Genomic DNA, 18,969 nt, shown 5'->3' on the forward strand with positions numbered 1-18,969 from the left:
TGGGCCCCATGCAAAACTTGATACCCAAGATCGAGTCGCAGCTGGCTTCGCTGCCTGTCCCCATCGCGCTGGAACTGCCGGATGGCCGGCGCGTTGCCCAGGCGGGAGCCCGCGTCACGCTGGCTTTCAAGGAATGGACGGTGCTGGCCAAGCTGGCCGCCCGGCAGGTCGGGGCCATCGGGGAGGCCTATGTCGAGGGCAAGGTGCAGATCGAAGGCGCCATGCGCGACCTGATCGACGCCACCGTCGGCATGCTGCCCGGCAACCCGGCCGAAACCGACACCGGCTGGTGGAGCCGCCTGCAGCACCGGGCGAAATCGCACGGCTCGCATTCGCTGCGCAAGGACGCCGCGCAGATCGAGTTCCACTACGACGTATCGGACGACTTCTACGCGCTCTGGCTCGATGCGCGCCGGGTCTATTCATGCGCCTACTTCCGCACGCCCGAACTTACGTTGGCCCAGGCGCAGGACGCCAAGCTCGACCACATCTGCAAGAAGCTCATGCTGCAGCCGGGCGAGCGCTACCTGGACGTCGGCTCGGGCTGGGGCGCGCTCCTCCTGTGGGCGGCCGAGCACTACGGCGTCGATGCGACCGGCATCACGCTGTCGAAGAACCAGCATGCCTACGTGCAGCGCCTGATCGAAGAGAAGGGCCTGCAGGGCCGCGTGCGCGTCGAGCTGCGCGACTACCGCGAGCTCTCGGCCGAGCAGCCCTTCGACAAGATTTCCTCCGTAGGCATGTTCGAGCACGTGGGCGCGGCCAACATGCCGACGTACTTTCGCAAGATCCATTCGCTCCTGAAGCCCGGCGGCCTGGTGCTCAACCATGGCATCACCTCGGGCGAGCTCAACTACCGCCAGCTCGGCGCGGGCATGGGCGATTTCATCGAGAAGTACATCTTCCCCGGCGGCGAGCTGCTGCACGTGACGCACGTGCTGCGCGAGACGGCCGCTGCAGGCCTGGAGATGGTCGACACCGAGAGCCTGCGCCCGCACTATGCGCGCACGCTCTGGGCCTGGTCCGATGCGCTCGAGGCGCAGTTGGACACCGCGCGCGAGGTGCTGCAGCGCAGCGGCGGCCGCCAGGGCGAGAACGCCGAGCGCGTGCTGCGCGCCTACCGCCTGTATCTGGCGGGCTCGGCCATGAGCTTCGAGCAGGGATGGATCTCCTTGCATCAGATGTTGTCGACAAAGCCTGACGGCAATGTAGGGCGCGCGGGCGTCTTGCGCGGTGCGCAATCGGTGTACCCTTTTGCCCGTGACTACATCTACAAGTGAGTGAAAAAAACATGCTCTATCGTTTCAAGTCCCGGGCCTCTCCTGATTTCGTGATGCTCGAAGTGCATGCGCGCCAACTGCTCGACATCGTCGGCAAGTCGCCGGCGCCGCAGGGCATCATCACGGTCGAGCAGATTCCCGGCGCCATCGCCGCGCTCGAGGCCGCGTTGACGCGCGAGGGCAGCAACAGCCACAACAACGACGACTACGCCGTCGAAGGCCACACCAGCGATGCCGAGAAGCAGCATGTAGGACTGCACCAGCGTGCAGCGCCCCTGCTTCACATGCTCAAGGACTCGCAGGCCGACAACAAGGATGTGACCTGGAGCACCTGAAGCGGCGCGTCAGTCCACCTTCGCGCCGGAGTCCTTGACGACTTTTGCCCACTTCACGTGCTCGCTCGCGATGAGCTTGGTGAAGTCGGCCGGCGAATTGCCGCTCGGGATCGCACCCTGCGCGAGCATCTTCTCCTTGATGGCGGGCGTGCCGAGCGACTTGGCCACTTCCTGCTGAATCCGGTTCACGATCTCGGGCGAGGTGCCGGCCGGCGCCAGCAGGCCGAACCATGAGCTCGCCTCGAAACCCTTGAGCGTCGGTCCGCCCGCTTCTTCCACCGTCGGCAGGTCGGGCAGCGCCGGCGAGCGCTGCGCGCTGGTCACGGCCAGCGCGGTGAGCTTGCCGCCCTTGATCTGCGCCATCGACGAGGGCAAATTGTCGAACATCACGTCGGCATTGCCGCCCACCATGTCCAGCAGCGCCGGGCCCGAGCCCTTGTACGGGATGTGGGCCATGAAGGTGCCCGTCATGCTCTTGAAGAGCTCGCCCGCCAGATGGATCGAGGTGCCGCTGCCGCTCGAAGCCATGTTCAGCTTGCCGGGGTTCGCCTTGGCGTACTTGATGAAGTCCTGCACGTTGTGGATGTTCAGCGTCTTGGCTTTCTCGGCGTTCATTTCCATCACGTTCGGCACCGCCGCCACCAGCGTGATCGGCACGAAGTCCTTGATCGGGTCGAAGGGCAGCTTGGGGTACAGCGCGCGGTTGATGCCGTGCGTGCCCACCGTGCCCATCAGGAGCGTGTAGCCGTCGTTGGGCGCGCGCGCGACGAGCTCGGCGCCCACGTTGCCGCCCGCGCCCGCGCGGTTGTCCACGATGAACTGCTGGCCGAAGGCCTTGGAGAGCTCGGGCGCAACCGCGCGCGCCAGGATGTCGGTGGTGCCGCCGGCCGCGAAGGGCACGACGATGCGCACGGGCTTGGTCGGCCAGGTGCCCTGGGCCCAGGCAGCGGGCGCCGCGAGGGCGATGGCTGCGACAGCGGCCGACGCCGTCAGCGCGGCCCGGCGATTCGTTTTGAAAGATAAGTTCATGCGCGTGTTTGTACAGGTGAACCCCGCCCGCCGCCGCGAGTGAAAACCCCGGGAATCGACGCCTTCAGGACACTTGCATGCGCTGCGAAAACCGTTCGCTGTGGAATCGTTCCAGCACGAAGTCCACGAACACCCGCGTTTTCGGCGGCAGCAGCTTCTTGCTCGGGTAGTAGAGCCACACCACGCCCGCATCGAAATGCCATTCGGGCAGCAGCCGCACCAGCTCGCCGGTGCGAAGGCCCCGCTCGACGAAAGGCATCGGCAGCATCGCCGCGCCCAGCCCCAGCATCGCCGCCTGCGCGATCGCCTCGGGGTCGTTGAAGATCGCGCGCGGCCGCGGCAGCTCCACCGTGGCCTGCTGGCCGTTCGCGTGCTGCAGCGTCCAGCTGCGGAGCCGCCCGGTGGGCGAGGAGCGCCGCAGCAGCGCGTCGAGCGTCGCGAGGTCCGCGGGCTGCGCGGGCATCTCGCGGCCCGCCAGGTAGGCCGGCGACGCCACCGCCACCACGTGGATGCGCGAGAGCTCCCGCGCCACCACGCCGGGCGACAGTTCGATGCCGCCGCCGATGGCCGCGTCGAAGCCCTCGCCGATCAGGTCCACCTGCTGGTTGTCGAAGTACCAGTCGGGCAGGATGGCCGGGTAGCGCGCGAGAAAGTCGCCCATCATCGGCAACACGTGCTCGCGCCCGAAGGCCTGGCCCATGCTCACCTTCAGCGTGCCGGCCGGCTGGCCGTCGTCCTTCGCGAGACCCGCCACCGCCTCCTGCAGCGTGGCGAGCGGCCCGCCGATCTGCGCGAGGAAGCGCTCCCCGCCCTCGGTCAGCGTGAGCCGCCGCGTGCTGCGCTGGAACAGCCGCACGCCCAGCCGTGCTTCGAGCCGCGCCACGTTCTTGCTGACCGCCGCCGGCGTGAGCCCCAGGCGCCGCGCGGCCGCCGAGAAGCTGCCGCTTTCGGCGCTCTGCACGAAGGATTCGAGGTGATTGAGGGGTTCCATGCGCCTATTTTCGATCTCATCTTCAACTTTGGGTTGAATTTGATTGCACCGATTGATGGCTACCGGAGAAGGAGTGGAATCCCGACACTGAAGTCATTCCTCCACTGAACACACGGAAAAAATCATGGCTTCCACCACTTCTTCTTCCTCCCCTGTCCTGGCCGGCAAGGTCGCCTTCGTCACCGGCGGTTCGCGCGGCATCGGCGCGGCCATCGTGCGGCGCCTGGTGCGCGACGGCGCGGCCGTGGCCTTCAGCTACAGCAGCGCCGCTGCCCCGGCCGACGAGCTGGTCCGCAGCATCCAGTCCGAAGGCGGCCGCGCGCTCGCGCTGAAGATCGACAGCGCCGACGCCGCGGCCCTCACCGCCGGCATCGACGAAGCGGCCCGCACGCTCGGCAAGATCGACATCCTGGTGAACAACGCCGGCGTGTTCCTGGGCGGTGCCCTGGACGACTTCTCGCTCGAAGACTTCGACAAGACGCTCGACGTCAACGTGCGCGCCGTGTTCGTCGCGGCCAAGGCGGCCTCGCGCCACATGGGCGAAGGCGGTCGCGTCATCAACATCGGCAGCACCAACGCCGAACGCATGCCCTGGCCCGGCGGCGCGGCCTATGCGATGAGCAAGTCGGCGCTCAAGGGCTTGGTGCAGGGCCTGGCGCGCGACCTCGGCCCGCGCGGCATCACCGTCAACAACGTGCAGCCCGGCCCGGTCAACACCGACATGAACCCGGTCGACGGCCCGAACGCCGCCGCGATGCACGGCCTGATGGCACTGCCCCGCCACGGCCACCCCGACGAAATCGCGAGCATGGTGGCGTATCTGGCCAGCCCCGAAGCGGCCTTCGTGACCGGTGCGAGCCTGAACATCGACGGCGGCTTCGCCGCCTGAGGTCAGACCCGCAAGCTCAGTCCAGCAGCTTCTTCGCGGCCGCCACGATGGCCTCCGCGCCGATGCGCGACTGCGCCTCCAGCACCGGCGCATAGCCGACCGGAATGCGCGGCGCGCCGAGCCGCGCGATGCCGCAGCCCGTGGCCTCCGCGGCGCTCGCCGCGATCTCCGCGCCGAAGCCCGCGGCCTGCACCGCCTCGTGCACCACCAGCAATCGCCCGGTGCGCGCGCACGACGAGAGCACCGTCTCGCGGTCCCATGGCCAGAGCGTGCGCAGGTCGATCAGATCGACCGCGATGCCTTCGGCCGCGAGCGCACCGCACGCCGCGGCGCAGGCCTGCATCTGCCGGCTCCAGCTCACGAGCGTGAGCGCGTTGCCTTCGCGCACGCGCGCCGCCTTGCCGAGCGGCACGGCGATGTCTTCGTCCACCTCGCCGCGCAGGCCCCACAGCGTCTTGTGCTCGATGTAGACCACCGGGTCGCCGCACTGCAGCGCCGAGCGCAGCAGCCCGTAGTTGTCCTGCGGCGTCGAGGGGCTCACCACCACCACGCCCGGCAGGTGCGCGAACCAGGCTTCGAGCGATTGCGAATGCTGCGCGGCCGACGCGTCCCAGATGCCGCCCGGCATGCGCGCCACCAGCGGCACGCGGCCCTGGCCGCCGAACATGAAGCGGTTCTTGGCGGCCTGGTTCACCAGCTCGTCCATGCCGCAGAGCGCGAAGTCGACCACGCGCATCTCCACCACCGGCCGCAGCCCCGCGAGCGCCATGCCCACGCCGGCGCCCATGATCGCGGCCTCGCTGATCGGCGTGTCGATCACGCGCTCGGCGCCGAAGCGTTCCTGCAGCCCCTTGTACTGGCCGAAGATGCCGCCGCGGCCGACGTCTTCGCCGAGCACGACCACGTGCGCATCGGCTTCCATCTCGCGCTGCACCGCGAGCACGGCGGCCTCGGAATAACTCAGTTCCTTGCTCAATGCCATTGGCCTGCTCCGGTGGTCTGCACGTCGGTGAAGGCGGCGCTCGCCTCCGGCCAGGGCGCGGCATCGGCGACGGCCAGCGCGGTGTCGACTTCGTCGCGCGCCGCGTTCTCGATGGCATCGAGCGCGGCCGCGCTCACGCCGGCCGAGAGCAGGTGGCCGCGCGTGCGCGCGATCGGGTCGGTCTCCAGCGCCGCGGCCAGTTCGGCCGGGTCGCGGTACGCCGCGAGATCGACCGACACATGCCCCTTCACGCGGTACGTCAGCGCATGCAGCAGGCGCGGCCCGGCGGCGTCGCGCACTTCGTCCACCAGCCGCGCGGCGGCCTCGTGCACCGCGAACACGTCGTTGCCATCGACCTGCGTGGCCGCGATGTCCATCGACATGGCGCGCGCCGAGGCGCCGTCGCCCGCCGTCATCGGGCCGCTCGCGGTGGTGGCGCTCCAGCGGTTGTCCTCGCAGACGAAGAGCACCGGCAGCGCGTACACGCGCGCCCAGTTCAGGGCTTCGAGAAAGGGCCCGCGGTTGATCGCGCCGTCGCCGAAGAAGCAGACCGTGATGTCGTCGCCCACACTGTGGCCCCCTGGCTCCGGCAAGCCGGGACCTCCCCCCGAGGGGGGCAAGGCGGCTTGGGAGCGGCCCTGCGCCGCCTTCATGAGCTTCTGCGCATGCGCCGCGCCGACCGCGATCGGCAGCCCCGCCGCCACCACGCCGTTGGCGCCCAGCATGCCGACGGAAAAATCCGCGATGTGCATCGAGCCGCCCTTGCCGCCGTTGAAGCCCGTGGCCTTGCCGAAGAGCTCGCACATCATGCGGGTGAGGTCCGCGCCCTTGGCCAGCGTGTGGCCGTGGCCGCGGTGGGTGGAGGTGAGGTAGTCGCTCGTGCGCAGGTGCGCGCAGACGCCTGCGGGCACGGCCTCCTGTCCGGTCGAGAGGTGCAGCGGCCCGCGCACCTTGGCGGCGCCGGCCGCCTGCTGGCCGTAGGCGCTCACCCCTCCCTGGCTGGCTGTCTCGGCGGCGTTCTCGAAGGCGCGGATGCGCACCATCGTGCGGTAGAGCGCCTCACCGGCGCCGGATGTGCTCGAGTCCATCTTGTCTCCAGCGCCTCTGGAATGGGCGCGTGACAAAAATCGTATCAGTATCGAATGGCAGGACGGATCTAGCTCGACCGGCATGCGGCGCGCACGATGCGCGCCGTCGGGTTCTGCTTCATGTCGCGAAAGAGCATGGGCTTGGGCGCATTGCCGTAGTCCGCGACGTGGTGCGGCTCGCCCTGCCACAGGGGCTCGATGTAGAAGCGCGCGGCCACGTAGGAGGCGCGCCGCGCCTGGCAGTCGAACACCACGCGCGATTCGTAGGAGCGGTAGGGCACGCCGTCCCAGTTGGTGCGCGGCGTGGACCGGTTCACGCGCAGGTTCATGCCCTGCCGCGCGGGTTCGGCCGACGCGGCGCCGGACGGATCGACCTGCACGGTGTCGGTCGCCTTGTCCAGCGGATCGCCCACCACCGTGAACCACGCGGACTGCGCATGGGCCATGCCGCCAAGCAGGCCGATTGCCACCAACCAGTACTTCACGCCATCGCTCCGAAAGGAAGGGCACGGGTGCGTGCCGGGCTCAAAAAAAGCCGACCTTGCCGGCCGGCCGCTGAAACATCAATTTACCGTTTTTCGCGCCGCGTGCCTGTCGGACGGCGCCGCTCGGGGAATTCCCCGATGCAATCCTCGGGCCTCGATGGGATAGTTAGTTCGCCCTTCAAACTAACTATTTTCTTACACGGCAGGAGAGACACCGATGCAACTCAAACAAACTTTGGCCGCCATGGCCTTCGGCCTCACCGCCGTGAGCGCACTGGCCCAGACCGTGGTCGGCGTGAGCTGGTCCAACTTCCAGGAAGAGCGCTGGAAGACCGACGAGGCGGCCATCAAGGCGCAGCTTGAAAAGCTCGGCGCCAAGTACATCAGCGCCGACGCGGGCGGCTCGCCCGAAAAGCAGCTGGGCGACATCGAGGGCCTGATGTCCAAGGGCGCCAAGGCGCTCATCGTGCTCGCGATGGACAAGGACGCGATCCTGCCGGCCATCACCAAGGCCACGCGCCAGAAGGTGCCCGTGGTCGCGTACGACCGCCTGATCGAGGCGCCCGGCGTCTTCTACATCACCTTCGACAACGTCGAGGTCGGCCGCATGGAGGCGCGCGAGGTGCTCAAGGTCAAGCCCAAGGGCAACTACGTGATCATCAAGGGCTCGCCGAGCGACCCGAACGCCGACTTCCTGCGCGCGGGCCAGCAGGAGGTGCTGGAGCCTTCCGTGAAGAAGGGCGACATCAAGATCGTCGGCGACGAATACACCGAAGGCTGGAAGCCCGAGGTCGCGCAGAAGAACATGGAGCAGATCCTCACCAAGAACGCCAACAAGGTCGACGCGGTGGTGGCTGCCAACGACGGCACCGCCGGCGGCGCGGTCGCCGCGCTCACGGCCAAGGGCCTGCGCGGCGTGCCGGTGTCGGGCCAGGACGCGGACTTCGCGGCGCTCAACCGCATCGCGCTCGGCACGCAGACCGCCACCATCTTCAAGGACTCGCGCGAGCTCGGCCGCGAAGCCGCCAGCGCGGCCATCGCGCTCTCGCAGGGCAAGCCCGTCGAGAAGGCCGCGCAGTGGAACTCGGGCCCGAAGAAGGTGGCGCTCTCCTCGCGCCTGCTCACGCCGGTGCCGGTCACGCGCGACAACCTGGACGTCGTGGTCAAGGCCGGCTGGATCAAGAAGGACGAGCTCTGCAAGGGCGTCCCGGCCGCCAGCGCGCCCGCGGCCTGCAAGTAGGCAAGCCGAGCCAGTCGTCCATCCGCGCGATGCATGCGTCAGGCCGGGCTCCCAAGGCCCGGCCGGGACGCCCTCGCGCATCTGCTGAATTCGCTGAATCCGCTGAATCCGCTGGATCGGCTTTGAGGGGGTATCCAAGAAATGAGCAATGAAACTCCGGGATGGTGGCGCCGCACGGGCGTCGACCTGCGCCTGATATTGATGTGCGTGCTGCTGGTGGTCATGGCGGTGGCCTTCAGCGTCATGTCGGGCGGCGTGTTTCTCTCGCCCGAAAACCTCTACAACGTCGCGCAGCAGACCGCCGTGGTGGGCATCGTCTCCACCGTGATGGTGCTGATCATCGTGGCGCGCCACATCGACCTGTCGGTCGGCTCGGTGATGGGCTTCGTGGGCGTGCTCATCGCGTACCTGCAATACACCTCGGGCTGGTCGTGGCCCACGGCCTGCCTCGCGGGGCTTGCGGTCGCGCTGCTCGTTTCGATCTATCAGGGATGGCTCACCGCGGTGCTCGGCGTGCCCTCGTTCGTGGTCACGCTCGGCGGCTTGATGTCGTTCCGCGGCGCGGCCTTCCTCGTGGCCGACGGCAAGACGCAGCCGGTGAACGACGAATTCTTCCAGCGCCTGGGCGGCGGCTACGACGGCGGCGTCGGCACCACCGCGAGCTGGGTGATCGCCGCGCTGGTGGCGCTCGTGCTCTTCGGGCGCATGGTGCAAAAGCGCCGCGCGCGCCAGCGCTACGAAATGCCCACCGAGCCGCTGTGGCTGGACGTGCTCATCACGGCCGTGCCGGTGGCGGTGGTCGTCGGCTTCGCGGCGGTCATGAACAACTACCAGATCTCGTCCAAGTCCGAGCCGCAGGGCATTCCGATTCCGGTGCTCATCTGGGCGGTGGTGGCCATCGTGCTGTCGTTCATCGTGCACCGCACGCGCTTCGGGCGCTATGTGTTCGCGATGGGCGGCAACCCCGATGCGGCCGCGCTCGTGGGCATTCCGGTCAAGCGCGTGACGCTGATGCTCTTCGCGCTGCTGGCGGTGCTGGTCACCGTGGCGGCCATCGTGTCGATCGCGCGGCTCAATGCGGGCACCAATTCGCTGGGCACGGGCATGGAGCTCTACGTGATCGCGGCGGCCGTCATCGGCGGCACGGCGCTCGCGGGCGGCAGCGGCTCGATCTTCGGCTCGGTGCTGGGCGCGCTCATCATGCAGTCGCTGGACAGCGGCATGCTGCTGCTGGATGTGCCCATCGGCAAGCGCATGGTCATCATCGGCCAGGTGCTGATCGTGGCGGTGGTGTTCGACGTGCTCTACCGCCGCAAGTTCGGGGAGAACTGACATGGACACCATCGACACCTCCAAGCCCCTCGTCGAACTGCGCGAGATCCGCAAGGCCTTCGGCGGCGTGAAGGCCGTGGACGGCGTGAGCGTGAACCTCTACCCCGGCGAAGTGGTGGCGCTCCTGGGCCACAACGGCGCGGGCAAGTCCACGCTCATGAAGATGCTCGCGGGCGCCTACCCCATCGACTCCGGCGACACGCTCATCGCGGGCGAGAAGGTCAACATCCGCACGCCCGCCGAAGCGCAGGCGCAGGGCATCGAGACCATCTACCAGACGCTCGCGCTCGCGGACAACCTCGACTCGGTCTCCAACCTCTTTCTCGGCCGCGAGAAGATGACGCGCTGGAACACGCTGGACGACCACTTCATGGAAGTGCAGGCGCGCAAGGTGTTCCACCGCCTGAACAAGAACTTCACCAACATCCGCGTGCCGGTGCGGCGCCTTTCGGGCGGGCAACGGCAGGTGGTGGCGATCTCGCGGGCGCTCTATTTCAACGCGCGCATCCTCATCATGGACGAGCCCTGCGCGGCGCTCGGCCCCGAAGAAACCGCGATGGTCGGCGGCCTCGTGAAGCAGCTCAAGGCCGACGGCGTGGGCATCTTCCTCATCACGCACGACATGCCCGACGTGTTCTCGCTGAGCGACCGCCTCGCGGTCATGAAGAACGGCAAGCTCGTGGGCACCTACCGCACCGAAGACGTGACCGAGGACGAAGTGCTCGGGATGATCATCGCGGGCAAGCGCCCCGAAGGCAAAGCGCAGGCGCACCACGCGGCATCGGCCGCAGCCGTGACCGCGGTCTGATCCCGACCCGACTCGCGACATGAAGACCATCGGCGACCAGCAGCTCTTGAAGCGCATGAACCGCAGCGTGCTGCTGCGGCTGCTGCGCGCGCAGCCGGGGCTCTCGCGTGCGCGGCTGGCCACCGAGAGCGGCCTCACGAAATCCACCGTGAGCCTGCTGGTGCGGGAGCTGCTCGACGAAGGCTGGCTCAAGGAGTCCGATGCGGCCGTGAACGACGGGCTCGGCCGGCCTTCCACGCCGCTGCAGATCGACGTCGGCGTGCGCGCGTTGATGGGCGTGGAGATCGCGGTGGAGACCGTGCGGCTCGTGTGCGTCTCGCTGCAGGGCGAGGTGCTGTATTCCAACACCCACGCGCTCACCGACGGCTCGCCCGCCGGCGTGTGCGCGCAGGTCGCGCGCATGGCGTCGGCCGCGCACAGGCAGCTCGACGCGCTGGGCCTGCGCCTCTCGAGCATCGGCGTGTGCGTGCCGGGCGCGGTGGACGATTGCACCGGCGTCGTGCGCTTCGCGCCCAACCTCGGCTGGCGCAACGTGAGCCTCCTGCCCGCGCTCGAAAAATCGTTCGCCGCCGCGGGCCTGCCCGGCGTCACCGTGCAACTGCAGAACGATGCCGACGCGGCCGTGCTCGGCGAATACGAATTCGCCGCGGGCGAGGGCGAGGACCCGCTCATCTTCGTGAGCTGCGACGTCGGCGTGGGCGCGGGCGTGATCCTGAACGACCGCCTCTTCACCGGCGCGCAGGGCATGGCCGGCGAGATCGGCCACACCATCCTCGAACTGGACGGCCCGCTGTGCTCGTGCGGCCGCCGCGGCTGCGCCGAAGCCTTCTTCGGCTCGCGCACGCTGGAGCGCGAAGGCGTGGACATGCCACGCGCCGCGGCCTTCTTCGGCGTGCTGCTGCAGAACCTGTGGGTGACCTTCAATCCGCGCGCGATCGTGCTCGGCGGCAAGTCGTGCGCGGCGCATCGCGGCTTCGTGCAGGCCGCGTTCGAGGCCGTGAAGCGCCATGCCGATGGCGCGGGCATGCCGGCGCCCGAATTGCGCACCGCGCGCTACGAAGAACTCGCGCCCGCGGTCGGCGCCGCGGCGCTCGCATTACACGAATACTTAAGGCCGCTGCAACCCGATGCGCGAACGCGGCGCGCGCGCGCCGCGCGCGTTCTCGCCGCCGCCTGAGCCTTCGGCCTACGCGCGGCGCGCGATCGATGCCCTAACGTCTGAACTCTGCCTGTCGGGAGTTCAAGACCATGACGCGTTCCTCCGCCCAGTTCACCCAGCCCGCCGAGTCCTCGTCGCCCTCCACATTGCTTGTCGTGATCGCGGTGCTCCTGGGCCTTGCGGGCCTTGCGCTCGCGGTCGCCGGCGCATGGCTCATCGCGCTCGGGGGCTCGTGGTACTACCTCGTCGCGGGGCTCGGGCTCATCGCCTCGGCGCTGCTCCTCAAGCGCGGCGGCGGCGTCGGGCTGCTGTTCTACGCGGCGGTGGTCCTGCTCACCTTGGTGTGGGCGCTGTGGGAAGTGGGCTTCGACTGGTGGCCGCTGGCCGCGCGCGGCGATGTGTTCTTTGTGGTGGGCCTGTTCCTCCTCACGCCCTGGGTGGCGCGCGCGCTCGCGCGGCGCGATGCGACGGGCATCGGCCGCACGCGCGCCGTGCTCGGCGCGGTGCTCGCGGCCTTCCTGCTGGCGGCGGTGTTCTCGTGGACGCGCGAGCCGGGGCGCGTCGAAGGCATCGCGCCGTTGCCCGATGTATCGATCAACACAACAGCCAACGCAACGGCCGCCGCTCTCGCCAGCCCGCCCGCGCCCAAGGACGACTGGACCGCCTACGGCGGCACCGGCTTCGGCCAGCGCTACTCGGCGCTCGACCAGATCACGCCGGCCAACGTCGGGCAGCTCGAAGAGGCCTGGCACTTCCGCACCGGCGACGTGCGAGGCCAGCCCGGCGACCCGGAGGAGACGACCTTCGAGGTCACGCCGCTGAAGATCGGCGAGCGGCTCTTTCTCTGCACGCCGCACCAGGCGGTGATCGCGCTCAACGCGACGACCGGCGAGCAGATCTGGCGCTACACGCCCGAGGTTCAGAAGTCGCTCGCGCTGCAGCACCTGACCTGTCGCGGGCTCTCCTACTACGCGGGGAGCGCGGCGCAACCTGCTGCCGCAGCGACGCCATCGCCATCGCCTGCACCTTCGGCACCGGCACCGGCAGGCGCGTGCGACGCCAAGCTGTTCATGCCCACCGCCGATGGCCGCGTCATCGCGCTCGACCCCGACAGCGGCAAGCCCTGCATGGCATTCGGCGGCGGCAGCGGCCAGATCGATCTCTGGAAGAACATGCCCAACGTCAAGGCGGGCTCCTACTACTCGACCTCGCCCGTGGTGGTGACGCGCTCGCTCATCGTGGTGGGCGGCACGGTGCTGGACAACGTCTCGACCAAGGAAACCTCGGGCGTGATCCGCGCCTTCGACGTGAACACCGGCGCGCTCGTGTGGAACTGGGATTCGGGCAACCCCGAGGAGACCGCGCCCATCGCGGCCGACCGCACCTACACCGTCAACTCGCCCAACAGCTGGTCGATCTCCAGCGTGGACGAGGCGCTGGGGCTGGTCTACGTGCCCACGGGCAACCAGCCGCCGGACCAGTGGGGCGGCAAGCGCACCGAGGGCGCGGAGCGCTATTCGTCGTCGGTGGTGGCGCTCGATCTGGCGAGCGGCCGCGTGCGCTGGAGCTTCCAGACGGTGCACCACGACCTCTGGGACTACGACGTGCCCGCGCAGCCCAGCCTCATCGATCTGCGCGTGGGCAGCGAGACCATTCCGGCGCTGGTGCAGCCGACCAAGCAGGGCGAGCTCTTCGTGCTCGACCGGCGCAACGGCAAGCCCATCGTGCCGGTGAACGAGCGGCCCGCGCCGCAGGGCGCGGCCACGGGCGACCGCACCGCGCCGACGCAGCCGGTGTCGGGGCTCTCGTTCGATCCGCCCGCGCTGAAGCCATCGGACATGTGGGGCGGCACGATCTTCGACCAGTTGGCCTGCCGCATCGCGTTCCACCGGCTGCGCTACGAAGGCCGCTTCACGCCGCCGTCCACGCAGGGCTCGCTCATCTATCCGGGCAACTTCGGCGTCTTCAACTGGGGCAGCATCGCGGTCGATCCGCAGCGGCAGATCGCCTTCACCACGCCCGCGTCGCTGGCCTTCGTCTCCAGGCTCGTGCCGCGCGCGGACGACACCACGCTGTACGTGCAAGGCAAGGACCGTCCGAACGACAGCCTGCCCGCGCTCAACGAGAACTTCGGCGCGCCGTTCGCGATCAAGCTCAGCGCGTTCACCTCGGTGCTCGGCCTGCCGTGCCAGGCGCCGCCGTGGGGCCACGTGGCGGGCGCGGACCTGCGCAGCGGCAAGGTCATCTGGATGCACAAGAACGGCACGGTGCGCGACAGCTCGCCGCTGCCATTGCCGTTCGCGATGGGCGTGCCCAACTTGGGCGGACCGGTGATGACCGCGGGCGGCGTCGCGTTCCTCTCGGGCACGCTGGACCAGTACGTGCGCGGCTACGACGTGGGCAACGGCAAGGAGCTCTGGCGCAGCCGGTTGCCCGCGGGCGGGCAGGCCACGCCGATGACCTACCGCGGCAGCGACGGCCGGCAGTACGTGCTGGTGGCGGCCGGCGGACACGGCTCGCTCGGCACGCGCACGGGCGACCATGTGATCGCCTACGCGCTGCCCAAGCGATAGGCGCGGCCCGCGCGACCCGCGCCCGGACCGGCGCTCAGTCGAGCTGCAATCCCGCCTCCTGCGCCGCCTTGGGCAGGATGGCCAGCTCGCGCTTGAGCACCGCGGCGAAAGCCTCGGGCGTGTTGCCGGTCGCCGGCGCCACGCCGCCCAGTTCATTCAGGCGTTTGCGGAAGGCCGGCTCGGCGGTGATCTTTGCGATCTTCTCGCCCAGCAGCTTGACCACCGGCGCGGGCGTCTTCGCGGGAGCGACGACGCCGAACCACACATCGAAGTCCACGCCGCCAGGCACGCCCTGCTCGGTGAGCGTCGGCACGTCGGGCCACAGCTCGGAGCGGCCGTTGCGCAACTGGCCGATGGCCTTGAGCTTGCCCGACTGGATGAAGCTGCGCACGTCGCCGGTGCCCAGCAGGCCCCAGGTCACTTCGCTGGCCATCAAGGCCTGCACCAGCGGCGCGCCGCCCTTGTAGGGCACGTGCGTGAAGTTGCCGTCGGCGTTGGCGTTGAAGGCTTCCGATGCCAGGTGCGACAGCCCGCCCGCGCCGGCCGATCCGTAGGGCAGGCCGCCCTTGCCGGCCTTCTTGCCCGCGGCCAGCAGCTCCTGCACGTTCTTGTAGGGCGACTTCTCGGGCACCACCAGCAGCAGCGGCGCGAGCGATACACGCGACACCGGCACGAAGTCCGCGGCCTGGAAGCCCGCCTTCTTGTAGATGACCGGGTTGATCGACAGCATGCCCGTGAGCGTCACCGCCAGGGTGTGGCCATCGGGCGCGCTCTGCGCCACGTTGATCATGGCGATGTTGCCGCCCGCGCCGGGGCGGTTCTCCACCACGACGGTCTGCCCGAGCTCTTCCTGCAGGCGCGGGCTCAGCATGCGCGCGGCCACGTCGGTCGCGCCGCCCGGCGGATAAGGAACGACCAAGCGGATCGGCTTGGTCGGATAGGCGTCGCCTTGCGCCATGGCGAAAGTGCCCAGGCCCAGGGCCAGTGTTCCTGCCGCGACGGCACGGCCGATGAGGGTGAGAGTACGCACGTTTTGCTCCTGGTTTTTCTTTGTGGGAACGATGGGCCCGAGCTCAGCGGGCGCCGCCGGTCTCGTAGCGGGCCTGCCGCTCTTCGAGCGCATGCCAGCCGATGAGGTCCTTGAAGTCCGTCATCGATGTCTGCGCAAACGGCAGGTCGGCGAAATCGCCCGAGCGGCGGCGCGCGAGCTCGCGCAGGTTGGCCTGCACCGTATGCACGGTGGTCAGCAGGCCGGCGATCGGATAGCTGGTAAACGCCGCCACGCTCTCGATCTGCTCGCGGGTGAGCGCGGTCATCCAGGTGTCGGCCATCAGCATCAGCGACAGCCGCCGGCCGCAGGTTTCGCGCAGCTGCACGAGTTGCTGGAAGCTGTTGAAGGTGCGCGAGATGGGCTGGATCAAATCGGCGCCGGCCTCCGCGTAGCGGGCGGCGCGCTCCAGCGCCTCGCCGGGGTCCTGTGCATCGGTGCGCGCGACGATCAAAAGATCGGGGTCGGTGCGCGCATCGAGCGCGGCCTTGATGCGCGCGAGCGCGTCGTCGATCGACACCAGCGTGGAGGGCGCCGCGGCGGCGGGGCAGCGCTTGGGGCTGACCTGGTCTTCCAGCTGCAGCGCCGCGGCGCCGGCCTTCTCGAACTCGCGCACGGCCCGGCCCACGTTGAGCACGCTGCCGTAGCCCGTGTCCGCGTCCACGAAGATGGGTTTGCGCACGACGTTGGCCATGCGGTTCACGGTGGCCACGTTTTCGCTGAGCGTGTACAGCTCCATGTCGGGCTGGCCCAGCAGCGCGGCCGAGATGCCGAAGCCCGTGCTGAAGATGCCGTCGAAATCCGACTGGTCCACCAGCAGTGCCGACAGCGCGTCCTGCGCGCCGCCGCACCAGAGGGTGGGGCCGTGGGTGATGCGCTGGCGCAGTGCCTGGCGAGATGAGGTCATCGTTTGTCTCCTGAAAAAAAGTGCGCCGCGGCCCGGCATGGGCGCTGCGCCATGGGCTTGCAGAAAAAAGGTCAGGCCGTGCGGCGCTTCAGATACGGAATGAGCCCGCCCGCGTCCAGCATGCCGCGCTCGGAATCGGAGAAGGGTTGCAGCATCAAGGTCTGGCCCGAGCGCAGGTTCTTCACTTCGCTCGTGCCCCAATCGACCGTGAGCTCGTCGCCGCGCGCCGTCGCTGCGCAGATGCCCGGGCAGCTCACGAGCGGAAAGCCCATGCTGGTCTCGCCGCGGAAAAAACCGGGCGAGAACGATTCGGCGATCACCGCGGCAATGCCCAGGTGCCGCATCGCGCGCATGGCCGGGTAGTGCGGGTGGCCGTAGCCGAAGTTGTGGCCGCCGATCAGCAGGTCACCTTTGTGCACGGTGGCCGCGAAGCCCGGCGTGTAGTCGGCCATGGCCAGCGCGGCCAGCTCCTTCACGTCGGTGATCTTGATGTTGCGCACGCCGACGATGAGGTCGATGTCGTAGTCGTCTTCCTCGAAGACCCAGGCCGCGCGGCCGCGCAGGTTCGCGAGGCTCATGCGAGCGCTCCCGCCGCTTGCATCAGATAAGGACGCGGATCGGCGATGCGGCCTTCCAGCGCGGAGGCCGCCACCACCGCCGCATTGCAGATGTAGATCTCCGAATCCACGCTGCCCATGCGCCCCGGCGTGTTCAGCGTGCCGGTGGACACGGCGCGCTGGCCGTCGGTCATGGTGGCGATGCGGCCGAAGCAATAGTCGCAGCTGGGCGAGCTGATGAAGGCGCCCGCCTCGACCAGCACCTCGATCAGCCCTTCGCGCGCGGCAGCGGCCATGATGGCCTTGGACGTCGGCACGACATGCAGCTGGAAGCCCGGCTGGATGTGGCGCCCGCGCAGCACCTCGGCCGCGATGCGCAGGTCCTCGAGCCGGCCGCTGGCGCACGAGCCGAGGTAGCCGGTGTGCACTTCGACGCCGGTGAAATCCTTCAGGTCCCGCGTGTTCGCGGGGCTGGGCGGAATCACGACGATCGGCTCCAGCGCCGAGACGTCGATCGTCACCACCTGGTCGTAGTGCGCATCGGCATCGGGGTACACCGGGTCCAGCGCGATCTTCGAGCGCCCCTGCACATAGGCCAGCGTCTTCGCATCGGGCGCGATGAGCATGGTGGTCGCGCCGAGGAACATGGCTTGGCCGCAGATGGTCTGGCGCCCTTCGATGCTCATCGCGTCGATCACCGGTCCGCACAGCTCCACCACCTTGAAGCGGCAGGAGGCCGGGCCCATCACGCGGACCATGTGGTGAAAGACGTCGCGCGCCATCACGCCAGGCTGGAGCGCGCCTGTCAGTTCGACCTTCACGGTCGGCGGCACGGTCATGGTGAGCGTCTCTGTCACGAAAGATTCGAGCACGCCTTTTCGCGCGCCGAAGGCGAAGGTGCCGAAGGCGCCCAGCTGGCTCACATGGCCGTCGAAGTGAACGGCGAAGGCGCCCGGCGTGGCATAGCCCAGCTCGGCCGCCACCTGGTGGCCGATGCCCTCGCGTTCGTGCACCGGCACGCCCTGTTCCTTGCCCCAGGCGCGGGTGATCTTGTGCAGCTCCTCTTCCTTGGGCGCGGTGGCCGGGACCATGTGGTCGATGAACAGCACGAAGCGCTCGGGGCTGGACACCTTCTCGATCCCGAAGTCCTCGCGCGTCTCCTTGAAGAACACGTCGGTGTAGCCGGGAAAGTCGTATGCGATCACGAAGTCCGGCCGCGCCGTGATCTCCTCGCCGGGCACCACGCCCGGCCGGCCGGCGGCACGGGCGAGGATCTTCTCTGTCATCGTCTGGGGCATCTTCTTCACTTCCACGATATGGGAGTTCGGTGGGTTCGAGATACCTATTACATTCGAGCGACTTTCCCCGCTCTTGGGGAACAACCCCAATTACTGCCGCATTGTGGAAACTAAACGCCGAGCCACCCCTGGGAAGAACGCCGCGCCTCAGCCCCTGCCCGCCAGCGGCGCGCGCTCGGGCACGCAGAGCATCGAGCGCGTGGTGGGCATGCTGCGCGTGGTGGCTTCGCGCGGCCGGCGCGGCATGCGCATTGCCGATGTCGTGAGCCTGAGCGGCCTGCCCATGTCCACGTGCTTTCGCATGCTGCAGCGGCTGGAAGTGGAAGGGCTCCTGGTGCGTGACCTGCTCACCCGCAAGTACCACTTGGGGCCGCTCTTGTACGAGCTGGGCATGCTGGCCCAGCCGCACTACCAGCTGAGCGAGCTGTGCGACGAGGCGCTGCGCGTCATCGCCGAGCAGACGCACGACACGGTCTACCTGAGCGAGCGGCGTGGCCCCGAATCCATCTGCACCAGCCGCGCGCTGGGCGCCTACCCGATCAAGGCGCTGACGCTGGATGTGGGCATTCGCCGGCCCATGGGCGTGGGCGCCGGCGGCCTCGCGATCCTGAGCGCGCTGCCCGAGGCCGAAGCGGAGTTGATCGTCGCGGCCAACGAGGCGCGCTATGCCAAGTTCGGTGCGTTCGAGCCGGGCTTCCTGCGCGAGGCCATCGCGCAGACGCGTGCGCAGGGCTATTCATTTCTGGACAGCGCGGCCACGCCCGGCGCGGCGGCCATCGGCGTGGCCTTTCCGCCCGACAACCCGATCGCAGCGGTGAGCGTGGCGGCCATTTCCAGCCGCATGGGGCCGGCGCGGCGCGCGGAGGTGGCCAAGATCATTCACCAGCAGGTGCGTGCGATCTGCGTGCTGCTCGAAGCCAAGTCGGCGGCGCCGTCGTCGGGCCGCGATGGCGATTGACCCGCCGGCC

General features: G+C 68.9%; 18 protein-coding genes. 9 read left to right on the forward strand and 9 right to left on the reverse strand.

Annotated features, from left to right (window positions below):
- The first annotated feature begins 8 nt into the window (after positions 1-8).
- The gene (locus tag JC881_RS31605) at positions 9-1,280 is read left to right on the forward strand and encodes an SAM-dependent methyltransferase (RefSeq protein WP_198789703.1); all 1,272 of its coding nucleotides are present in this window, start codon (positions 9-11) and stop codon (positions 1,278-1,280) included.
- An 11-nt stretch (positions 1,281-1,291) separates the two neighbouring features.
- The gene (locus JC881_RS31610; RefSeq protein WP_198789704.1) at positions 1,292-1,615 is read left to right on the forward strand and encodes a DUF1840 domain-containing protein; all 324 of its coding nucleotides are present in this window, start codon (positions 1,292-1,294) and stop codon (positions 1,613-1,615) included.
- A 9-nt stretch (positions 1,616-1,624) separates the two neighbouring features.
- Here JC881_RS31610 and JC881_RS31615 read toward each other — a convergent pair whose 3' ends face one another.
- Both JC881_RS31615 and JC881_RS31620 read right to left on the reverse strand, forming a co-directional pair.
- Positions 1,625-2,644, reverse strand: coding sequence for a Bug family tripartite tricarboxylate transporter substrate binding protein (locus JC881_RS31615; protein ID WP_198789705.1), 1,020 nt, complete (start codon positions 2,642-2,644; stop codon positions 1,625-1,627).
- Between the two features lie 64 nt (positions 2,645-2,708).
- On the reverse strand, positions 2,709-3,635 hold the full coding sequence (locus JC881_RS31620; RefSeq protein ID WP_198789706.1) for a LysR family transcriptional regulator: 927 nt from the start codon (positions 3,633-3,635) through the stop codon (positions 2,709-2,711).
- Between the two features lie 124 nt (positions 3,636-3,759).
- On the opposite strand from JC881_RS31620, the gene JC881_RS31625 reads away from it, so the two are divergent.
- A complete protein-coding gene (locus JC881_RS31625; protein WP_198789707.1) occupies positions 3,760-4,524 on the forward strand; it encodes an SDR family oxidoreductase in 765 nt (254 codons plus the stop codon).
- Positions 4,525-4,540: 16 nt separating this feature from the next.
- Here the strand turns inward: JC881_RS31625 and JC881_RS31630 are convergent, their stop codons facing one another.
- The 3 genes from JC881_RS31630 to JC881_RS31640 form a co-directional block, all read right to left on the reverse strand.
- Positions 4,541-5,506, reverse strand: a complete 966-nt coding sequence (locus tag JC881_RS31630) for an alpha-ketoacid dehydrogenase subunit beta (RefSeq protein ID WP_198789708.1) — start codon at positions 5,504-5,506, stop codon at positions 4,541-4,543.
- Complete coding sequence (locus tag JC881_RS31635; RefSeq protein WP_198789709.1) at positions 5,497-6,594, reverse strand: thiamine pyrophosphate-dependent dehydrogenase E1 component subunit alpha; 1,098 nt, start codon at positions 6,592-6,594, stop codon at positions 5,497-5,499. The genes JC881_RS31630 and JC881_RS31635 overlap by 10 nt, the downstream gene beginning before the upstream one ends.
- 68 nt (positions 6,595-6,662) lie before the next feature.
- Positions 6,663-7,079, reverse strand: coding sequence for a surface-adhesin E family protein (locus JC881_RS31640; RefSeq protein ID WP_198789710.1), 417 nt, complete (start codon positions 7,077-7,079; stop codon positions 6,663-6,665).
- A gap of 217 nt (positions 7,080-7,296) precedes the next feature.
- On the opposite strand from JC881_RS31640, the gene xylF reads away from it, so the two are divergent.
- The 5 genes from xylF (at position 7,297) to JC881_RS31665 (ending at position 14,191) form a co-directional block, all read left to right on the forward strand.
- Positions 7,297-8,319, forward strand: a complete 1,023-nt coding sequence (gene xylF, locus JC881_RS31645) for a D-xylose ABC transporter substrate-binding protein (RefSeq protein ID WP_013544086.1) — start codon at positions 7,297-7,299, stop codon at positions 8,317-8,319.
- Between the two features lie 141 nt (positions 8,320-8,460).
- The gene (locus JC881_RS31650) at positions 8,461-9,651 is read left to right on the forward strand and encodes a sugar ABC transporter permease (RefSeq protein WP_198789711.1); all 1,191 of its coding nucleotides are present in this window, start codon (positions 8,461-8,463) and stop codon (positions 9,649-9,651) included.
- 1 nt (position 9,652) lies between these two features.
- A complete protein-coding gene (locus tag JC881_RS31655; RefSeq protein ID WP_198789712.1) occupies positions 9,653-10,459 on the forward strand; it encodes an ATP-binding cassette domain-containing protein in 807 nt (268 codons plus the stop codon).
- A gap of 19 nt (positions 10,460-10,478) precedes the next feature.
- Positions 10,479-11,636, forward strand: a complete 1,158-nt coding sequence (locus JC881_RS31660) for an ROK family transcriptional regulator (RefSeq protein ID WP_198789713.1) — start codon at positions 10,479-10,481, stop codon at positions 11,634-11,636.
- A gap of 71 nt (positions 11,637-11,707) precedes the next feature.
- Positions 11,708-14,191 carry a membrane-bound PQQ-dependent dehydrogenase, glucose/quinate/shikimate family gene (locus JC881_RS31665; RefSeq protein WP_198789714.1) on the forward strand — a complete coding sequence of 828 codons (2,484 nt, stop codon included), beginning with the start codon at positions 11,708-11,710 and terminating at the stop codon, positions 14,189-14,191.
- Between the two features lie 34 nt (positions 14,192-14,225).
- On the opposite strand, the gene JC881_RS31670 is transcribed toward JC881_RS31665, so the two are convergent.
- The 4 genes from JC881_RS31670 to JC881_RS31685 form a co-directional block, all read right to left on the reverse strand.
- A complete protein-coding gene (locus JC881_RS31670) occupies positions 14,226-15,221 on the reverse strand; it encodes a Bug family tripartite tricarboxylate transporter substrate binding protein (protein ID WP_198789715.1) in 996 nt (331 codons plus the stop codon).
- Between the two features lie 43 nt (positions 15,222-15,264).
- On the reverse strand, positions 15,265-16,146 hold the full coding sequence (locus JC881_RS31675; protein ID WP_198789716.1) for an isocitrate lyase/PEP mutase family protein: 882 nt from the start codon (positions 16,144-16,146) through the stop codon (positions 15,265-15,267).
- Between the two features lie 71 nt (positions 16,147-16,217).
- Positions 16,218-16,724, reverse strand: coding sequence for a LeuD/DmdB family oxidoreductase small subunit (locus JC881_RS31680; protein WP_198789717.1), 507 nt, complete (start codon positions 16,722-16,724; stop codon positions 16,218-16,220).
- Positions 16,721-17,989: a 3-isopropylmalate dehydratase large subunit gene (locus JC881_RS31685; protein ID WP_233102154.1), complete on the reverse strand. Its 1,269-nt coding sequence runs from the start codon at positions 17,987-17,989 to the stop codon at positions 16,721-16,723. Before JC881_RS31685 ends, JC881_RS31680 begins: the two co-directional genes overlap by 4 nt.
- 115 nt (positions 17,990-18,104) lie before the next feature.
- Here JC881_RS31685 and JC881_RS31690 point away from each other — a divergent pair, with 115 nt between their 5' ends.
- On the forward strand, positions 18,105-18,959 hold the full coding sequence (locus JC881_RS31690; protein WP_332875321.1) for an IclR family transcriptional regulator: 855 nt from the start codon (positions 18,105-18,107) through the stop codon (positions 18,957-18,959).
- The last annotated feature ends 10 nt before the right edge of the window (positions 18,960-18,969 follow it).

The sequence above is a fragment of the Variovorax sp. IB41 genome (assembly GCF_016405905.1).
Lineage (GTDB): Bacteria > Pseudomonadota > Gammaproteobacteria > Burkholderiales > Burkholderiaceae_C > Variovorax.